Annotated in this window: 5 protein-coding genes; all 5 read right to left on the reverse strand. The window is 43.0% G+C overall.

Features of this window, described 5'->3' with window-relative positions:
* Nucleotides 1-136 precede the first annotated feature (136 nt).
* On the reverse strand, nucleotides 137-955 hold the full coding sequence (locus RT269_RS26510; protein ID WP_313187188.1) for a hypothetical protein: 819 nt from the start codon (nucleotides 953-955) through the stop codon (nucleotides 137-139).
* 294 nt (nucleotides 956-1,249) lie between these two features.
* Nucleotides 1,250-1,555, reverse strand: coding sequence for a hypothetical protein (locus tag RT269_RS26515; protein WP_313187189.1), 306 nt, complete (start codon nucleotides 1,553-1,555; stop codon nucleotides 1,250-1,252).
* On the reverse strand, nucleotides 1,552-2,097 hold the full coding sequence (locus tag RT269_RS26520) for a hypothetical protein (RefSeq protein ID WP_313187191.1): 546 nt from the start codon (nucleotides 2,095-2,097) through the stop codon (nucleotides 1,552-1,554). Before RT269_RS26520 ends, RT269_RS26515 begins: the two co-directional genes overlap by 4 nt.
* A 37-nt stretch (nucleotides 2,098-2,134) precedes the next feature.
* Nucleotides 2,135-2,980 (reverse strand): hypothetical protein, encoded by an 846-nt coding sequence (locus tag RT269_RS26525; RefSeq protein ID WP_313187192.1) that lies wholly within the window; start codon nucleotides 2,978-2,980, stop codon nucleotides 2,135-2,137.
* Nucleotides 2,981-3,170: 190 nt separating this feature from the next.
* The coding region (locus RT269_RS26530; RefSeq protein ID WP_313187194.1) for a hypothetical protein at nucleotides 3,171-3,853 on the reverse strand (683 nt) is incomplete at its 5' end.

A 3,853-nucleotide genomic window follows, 5' to 3' on the forward strand; every position in this document is an offset into this window, starting at 1 on the left:
TGTTCCATCTTCTACTGGTTCTGCTGAAATCATTTCCTCTATCTGTTCATGTTCCATTGACTTGGTCTCTGCCAGGATCGTAAGTTCCTGAGTGGGAAAGATCATAAGTAAGCACAAAAGGAACGCTATAAGTCTTTTAAATTGCGTCATCGGAATCTCTCCTTTTCGTCTCTTTACTCTCATTATCCAGCTTTGACAATTTCCGGATTGTGCCTCCTGCCAGGAGGAAGAACACAAAGCCAAATGCCCAATACGGAAAAGTTCCTTCCACACCGGTTTTAGGGATTCCACTGGTTCCGGTTCCTTCCGCGTTATTCAATAAAGGCGGCTTATCTGCAGGGGGCGTATTCATAGGAGTGCCTCCGGGAGATTTTCCTCCCGATGAACTTCCTCCTGAAGAGCTTCCTCCCGGACCAGGTTGATTGGGCTTTGTTTCTTTCTGATATAATTTTATGGTAATCGTCTCCGGAACCTTATCCCCCTTCACCAGGTAGCTTCCTTCATGAGGGTAGGGAAGCCATCCGGCTTTATAAACCCGGTACTGAATGTTGTTATCGTTTAGATACACGAGCGTACCTTGAAATGCATAATCCTCTCCATCATTCTTAACAAACTGGTCACTGTCCGCTACAGAAAAGTTCATGTTATATGCCACATCCAACTCATAAATACCGTTGCTGTCTGTTAAACCAAATAAAACATAACGGTTCAGACTTGGGATAAAGATTTCCACTGACGCACCTGCAATCGGTTTACCTAGGTCTCTGTCCAGGACAAGAAAGCGCAATTTCCCCATATAATCCACGGCCACACCTGCCATAATATCGGTCTGCCCATTCCTTATCGGCACTGATCCTTCGCCCAGATTATTGTCATCTGCCCAAACCGGGAAACAGACAAACAAAAACATCAGGCTGCATATCAGCCATGATATAAGTTTTTTCTTTCTGACCATAATACCCACCTTCTTTGCCGCTATGATGTTATCTGCAGATAAACTAAGAGTTATCTTTTGTCCTTTTATCCGCAGATTTGATAATCACAACCACTTTCCATGCTGTCTCGCCTGCATATTCTTCCCCTTTTGTGTAAAAGCTCCAAACTGCGGTACACGGATAAAACCCTTGTTTGAGACCGCCGGTCAAATGAATTTCTTCTATATAATGTCCAGGCTCAAGCAAACCGGATTCATAAATCACTTCTCCGGTTGCATCCCGTACAATCCTTACCGTGCAGCTAAAATTATTACTTATTCCATTTGCAATCCTGGCTTCTCCGGGTGCATCCGCATATTCAAAATAATCTGTTGCTCCAGAGATACATAATCCATGTTATTGATCAGCTCCTGATTTCTCAAATCTCTTACAATTGCATCATCTTTGCCTTCGGCCAGTTCCTGTTTCCATTCGAGTTCTGATTTGATATATTCTTTACGGGTCTTTTGATTACTGAACATTTTTTGTAAACCCATGCCTACCAAAAATGAACCGGCCACCCAGCAGATAACCGTTATGAACATTAAACAATCGTGAAACTTGTTGTTATTTAACTTCATCGATAAAAAAGACCATCCATTACATGAAGTACGATTTTTACACTTATCTCAGAAATCTTATCCTCAGTTTCATCCAAAGAATATGTGGTGAAGTGTGCTGTCGCCTGATAATCTCCCGCCTGAAGCGTTTTATTTAACTTGATATACTCAATATAATATCCAGGGTCAATCACTCCCGACTGATAAACTACTTCTCCAGTGTCATCCAGTATGATATCTGCCTGAAAGGAATAACGGTTTGCCGCAATATTCTCAATCGCAATCCGCCCCTTCTTTCCGCCATATTCAAATACCGGTCCGGCCGCGATTCCGATATCTACCATACCCTCTGCTACCTTGGCATTTAATATATCAGCGATTTCCTGATCTGTTTTTCCCGGAAGCATACCGCCTAAAGCCAGCTCATCTCTTGTTAAGCGGCCTAAATTATTGTCTTTGGTCATCTGATAGTAGATTCCTGATCCAACTCCAATCAGAAGCAACAGAAGAAATATAATGATCCATAGTAACTTACTTTTTTTCTTTTCGTTTTGTACTGCCATCTTTTCTGTCCTTTGCTTTCTTTCTTTTTCCGGTTACTTACGGTGTTACTTCCGAAAGTTCTCCCGGTATTACCTGCCAAAAAACTGCTCCTACTTTTAACGACTCTTCGACCTGCGAATATTCGTCCTGCCTTCCGCCTACTTTGACATCCACTGTGACATATTTTTCCGAAGGTATTAGAGCTGTTCCCGCTGCAGTATATCCATGAGTCTGTACATCTTCCGGTGCGTTTAAGGCAATTGTACTGTCATACCAAAGTACACTCTTAAGCGCCGTATTCCCATCTTCATAACTTATTGTCACTTCTCCTGGATCAGAAAAAGCAACATTGTCAATCAGCATCTGATACTCTTTAAAACGGGTCGGTGACGATATTCTATCCCATGTCGGATCATCTTCTACAACCTTCCAGTAATGCGTTTTCCCTTCATCACTGTCATAGCCTGCAATAAAAGGCTTTAACTCAACCGGCAATCCCTCTCTCGGCGGATTCTCTTCTTCCATATGCTCTTCTCTTACATCAGTTGAGTAATTCCAAATCGGGATTGCATGTTCCGTTATGGTCTGCAATTCAAACTCTGCCTTTGTTCCCAGACCGGAATCGGAAGGTACACTGACATGTACTTTTACATTCGGCACAATTAAGTTTCCATCTTCTACTGACACCGGATTTGTATCATTGCTGTCAACACTTCCACGCACGACAAATCCATATGCCAAAGGTACGGTTACCGATACCCTTGCTTCTGATGGTATCTGAGTTACACTCAACCATACATTAGACGCTGGGCCTTCGCTTGCCAACGCAGAAAAGCGCAGGCTTCCCATACATATAAGTAAAACTGCCGCAAGTCTGACTTTATATTTTTTCCATCGTCTCATAGGGCTCATTTATCTTCCTCTTTTCCATTTTCCATGATTCCATGATGGCTGGTTTCGGAAATCTCTTGCAAGTAAACTGCCCTTCCCTCTGCGGTTTATTTGCAACAAATCTCCGAAGAATCTCCTTTCGGAGATTCTTCTGGGATTTTTACTAATCACTATTGGGGTTATGTACTTTCTTGAGAATTAATTATGGCTGAAGGTAATCCTCATTAGGTGCGGTATCAACATCATCCTCGATCGTTGCGCTGATTGTCCATACAATAGTACCAATCTTTGCAGACTCTTCTACCTGGCTATATTGATCTTTTTGTCCGCCTACGCTTACATCAAACGCTGCATAGTGAGTCTCTCCTACGACCGCATAATCATCACTGCCTACGTTAGCTGCTGAACCGGATGCACCACCCAGATCTGCGTCAGGGGCATCCAGTGTAATACCGGCTGCCATCTGAAGTCCGCCATTTGCCGCTGTATTAAACTCATTGCTATCAATGCTTACATTGTAGTTCTTAAAATTTGTAGCAGCAGCACCGGTGTTGGCGCTGGTTGTATGGGTCCAGTATTTTCTGGATTCAGGGGTCCCTTCATTCTTGATATTTCCGTTAATTTTTACCTCCAAGCCTTTTCTGGTTCCACCATCATCGTAGGTAGAATAGTTCGTAAACGGTAACTTTCCTGCCTCGACAAGATTTCCTTCTGTCTGCAGTTCAAAAACTGCACCTTGCCCACCTGATGATGGAGTGGTTACATCTACCTTTACGTTTGGAAGATAAATGTTTCCATCCGCGCCGCTGCCCACAGGAGTGGCATCAGTGGTTACAGCTCCTTTTACTACGAATGCAAACAGAGTAGGCACTTCTACTTTTATTT

It is taken from the genome of Lacrimispora sp., assembly GCF_032078915.1.
Classification (GTDB): Bacteria; Bacillota; Clostridia; order Lachnospirales; family Lachnospiraceae; genus Lacrimispora.